Annotated in this window: 2 protein-coding genes and 1 pseudogene; 2 read left to right on the plus strand and 1 reads right to left on the minus strand. The window is 73.0% G+C overall.

Annotated elements, in window-relative coordinates; all coding sequences use genetic code 11:
* The first annotated feature begins 206 nt into the window (after positions 1-206).
* A complete protein-coding gene (locus ACWD0J_RS40415) occupies positions 207-854 on the plus strand; it encodes a TetR/AcrR family transcriptional regulator (RefSeq protein ID WP_451500854.1) in 648 nt (215 codons plus the stop codon).
* A 17-nt stretch (positions 855-871) separates the two neighbouring features.
* On the plus strand, positions 872-2,545 hold the full coding sequence (locus ACWD0J_RS40420) for an FAD-binding dehydrogenase (protein WP_451500856.1): 1,674 nt from the start codon (positions 872-874) through the stop codon (positions 2,543-2,545).
* A 252-nt stretch (positions 2,546-2,797) separates the two neighbouring features.
* On the opposite strand, the pseudogene ACWD0J_RS40425 reads toward ACWD0J_RS40420, so the two are convergent.
* Positions 2,798-3,019 (minus strand): annotated as a pseudogene (locus tag ACWD0J_RS40425) (hypothetical protein); the annotation flags it as partial.

Consider the following 3,019-nt stretch of genomic DNA (forward strand, 5'->3'; position numbering starts at 1 on the left):
GGTCCTCAGGTCCTCAGGTCCTCAGGTCCTCAGGTCCTCAGGTCCTCAGGTCCTCAGGTCCTCAGGTCCTCAGGTCCTCAGGTCCTCAGGTCCTCAGGTCCTCCGGCCGGACCGCCTCCGGCCGGTCCGGGTCCTCCGGTCGGTCCGGCCTTTCGATACACCGCCGTATCGGATACATTCACGTATCGAACGACGGGGGACCGGGCATGGCGGTGGAGCAGACGAGCGGGCGCGTCACCAGGCGCCGGGTGCGCACGCGGGCCAACCTCCTGGACGCGGCCTTCGCGGTCTTCGCCGCCAAGGGGTTCGGGCGCGTCTCCATCGAGGAGGTCTGCGAGGCGGCCGGCTACAGCCGGGGCGCCTTCTACTCGAACTTCGACAGCCTGGACGAACTGTTCTTCGCCCTCTACCGGCAGCGGGCCGACCTGATCGCCGAACAGGTGGCGCGGGCGCTCGCCCTGGACGGACCCGAACTGGACGTCGCGGCGTCCGTGGACCGGGTCACCGAGGTGCTGCTGCTGGACGTGGACTGGCTGCTGGTGAAGACCGACTTCCTGGTCCACGCCGCCCGGGACCCGGCGATCGCCCGGACCCTGCTGGAGCACCGGGAGCGCCTGCGGCAGGCGGTCGCCGACCGGCTCGCCCGCGCCACCGGGCCCACCGCACTGCCCGCCGTGCTCGGCGGCGTGGACGGCGCCGCCCACGCGGTCGTCGCCGCGTACGACGGAGTCACCACCCAGCTGCTGCTGGACAAGGACGTCGAGCGCGCCCGCGGCTGGCTGGGCCAGCTGCTCACCGCGCTGCTGACCGACGGCCGCGGCAGGCCCCCCGAGACCCGTACGAGACCCCAATGAGAAAGGCAGCGGTCGCCATGGATGCGGACGTCATCGTCGTCGGAGCCGGACTCGCGGGACTGGTCGCGGCCCACGAACTCACCAGCCGGGGCCGCAGGGTCGCGCTGGTCGACCAGGAGAACGCCGCCAACCTCGGCGGGCAGGCGTTCTGGTCCTTCGGCGGACTCTTCCTCGTCGACACCCCGGAGCAGCGGCGCCTGGGCGTCAAGGACTCCTTCGACCTGGCCTGGAGCGACTGGCAGGGCAGTGCCCAGTTCGACCGGGTCGACGACGAGGACTCCTGGGCGGTGCGCTGGGCGCGCGCCTACGTCGAGTTCGCGGCGGGGGAGAAGCGGTCCTGGCTCCAGGGGCACGGTATCTCGTTCCTGCCCACCGTCGGCTGGGCCGAGCGCGGCGACCTGACGGCCCACGGCCACGGCAACTCCGTACCCCGCTTCCACATCGCCTGGGGCACCGGCACCGGGGTGGTCGAGCCGTTCGTCGGCTACGCCGAACAGGCCGCGCGCGACGGGCTGCTCACCTTCCACCACCGCCACCAGGTCGACGAGCTGGTCGTCGAGGAGGGCGCGGCCCGCGGGGTCCGCGGCACCGTCCTCGCCGAGGACCACTCGCCGCGCGGTGTCGCCTCCAGCCGCGAGCGCGTCGGCGACTTCGAACTCACCGCCCGGGCCGTGGTCGTCACCACCGGCGGCATCGGCGCCAACCACGAGATCGTCCGCCGCTACTGGCCCGAGCGCCTCGGCACCCCGCCTGCCGAGATGGTCACCGGCGTCCCCGCCCACGTCGACGGACGGATGCTCGACATCAGCGCCGCCGCCGGTGTCCGCCTGGTCAACCGGGACCGCATGTGGCACTACACCGAGGGCCTGCGGAACTGGGACCCCATCTGGCCCGGCCACGGCATCCGCATCCTGCCCGGCCCGTCCTCGATGTGGTTCGACGCCCTCGGCCGCCGCCTGCCGGAGCCGTGCCTGCCCGGCTACGACACCCTCGGCACCCTCACCCACCTGCGCACCACCGAGGACATCGCCGAGCACGACCACTCCTGGTTCATCCTCACGCGGAAGATCATCGAGAAGGAGTTCGCGCTGTCGGGCTCCGAGCAGAACCCCGACATCACCGCCAAGGACCGCGCGGGGTTCGTCAAGGAGCGAGTGCTCGGCAAGGGCGCGCCCGGCCCGGTCGACGCGTTCCTGCGCAAGGGCGCGGACTTCGTGACCGCCCCGAACCTGGAGCAGCTCGTCGAGAAGATGAACGGGCTGACCGGCAAGGCACTTCTCGACGCGGCGCGGATCCGGCGCCAGATCGAGGCACGGGACCTCCAGATCGCCCACGCGTACAGCAAGGACGCCCAGGTGCAGGGCATCCGCAACGCCCGCCGCTACATCGGCGACCGCCTCAGCCGCGTCGCCACCCCGCACCGTATCCTCGACCCCGCCGCCGGGCCCCTGATCGGCGTCAAGCTGCACACCCTCACCCGCAAGACCCTCGGCGGCATCCAGACCGACCTCGACTCCCGCGCCCTGGGCACCGACGGCAAGCCCCTCGACGGGCTGTACGCGGCGGGCGAGGTCGCCGGCTTCGGCGGCGGGGGCGTGCACGGCTACAACGCGCTGGAGGGCACCTTCCTCGGCGGCTGCCTCTTCTCCGGGCGGGCCGCGGGGCGGGCCGCCGCCCAGGAGACGGCCTGACCGGCGCCGGCCCCCTGAACGCCCTGCGCACGGCCGTCGGCGACCGGGCCTTCTTTTCGCGTCCTTCGTGCCTGGGCGGCCCGGAGACCGCGACGGCACGGCACGACCGCACGGTTCGCGCGCCTGGTGGCGGGGGAGTCGGGCCAGCACTTGGACGCCCTGTTCCACATCCGGCTGTGCACGGCGGGCAAGCCGAACCGCCCGTGGCCCGAACAGGCCCGTGAACCCTGACCGGTTCCTCACAACTGTCGGTCAGGGTCGGACCATGATCAGACGCACACCCCCCGCCGCGCTGCTGGCCGCGTCCCTGCTGCTCACCGGATGCGGCGGCGGCGCGGCGGCGGTCCCGGACCACCGCCCCGAGGCCGCCCCGACGCGCAAGGCCGCCACGGGGGAGCCCGTCATACGGTCCAGCGCGCCGTCCTTCACCCCGTTCATCAGGAACAGCGAGCCGACCCCGAGGACCGGGACCGC

This window comes from Streptomyces sp. NPDC003011 (genome assembly GCF_053591515.1).

Excerpts from the sequence above, each read along its gene's own strand:
- ACWD0J_RS40415 (WP_451500854.1), top strand. The coding sequence starts at position 207 with ATGGCGGTGGAGCAGACGAGCGGGCGCGTCACCAGGCGCCGGGTGCGC.
- ACWD0J_RS40420 (WP_451500856.1), top strand. The coding sequence starts at position 872 with ATGGATGCGGACGTCATCGTCGTCGGAGCCGGACTCGCGGGACTGGTC.